The organism is Candidatus Poribacteria bacterium, assembly GCA_021295755.1.
Classification (GTDB): Bacteria; Poribacteria; WGA-4E; order WGA-4E; family PCPOR2b; genus PCPOR2b.
The window spans coordinates 1-742 of record JAGWBT010000236.1; the positions used below are offsets into that span (position 1 = coordinate 1).

General features: G+C 48.8%; 1 pseudogene. It reads left to right on the forward strand.

The window, feature by feature from the left end:
• Positions 1-469 precede the first annotated feature (469 nt).
• Positions 470-742, forward strand: a pseudogene (locus tag J4G02_22710) (RNA polymerase sigma factor).

Sequence of the window (742 nt, forward strand, 5' to 3'; positions counted from 1 at the left end):
GACGACGGCTTCGGTAACCTCATCATCAATAATGGGCCACTGCGAAGCCTCACTTTGGTCTAAGGTGATGGCTTTATCGCCACCCTGAATCGCTAATTTACTCATGGGCTCCTCCTCGCCCCGTCTCCCGTAGGTCGGGCATCTTGCCCGACTCTTCCAGTTGCCGGCAGATATCCTGTAGGTCGAGATTCATATCTTGACACCCAAATGTCAATAGAACTAAAAATTTACCGCCAATGGTGGTATTGATGTAAAATTGAGGTCCTCAGTTTAGCACTAAGTCCAATAGGGATCAATATCAAAAACGAACCTGCGATCTGATGATCTGCTACAAATATGCGTCATTATAAATAGAAAAACACGATTCAAAACTTTAACGGAGCGAGATCCCAAGTCTCGCTGATCGGACCGGGAGATGGCGAATGGCACTTCATGACGCCGAGTTGATTCAACGTCCGCATTCGGTTTTCTGGTGGACAAGTACAAAGGATCTGTCCACGCCTTAGCGTACCGAAAGCTCGGTGATTTCCACACCGCCGAAGAAATTACGCAGGACACCTTCCTCAAGGCGTACCAGAAACTATCGACGCTCAAAGAGCCGTCCCGCTTCCCCGGTTGGCTCTACGTGATTGCCGCACGATGCTGTATTTCTTGGCTTCGGCAAAATCGCCTACAAACTGAATCATTCGATAGAGTCAAGGGGGAGATGAACGCGCAGTCATGGACGAAATATACCGATGCA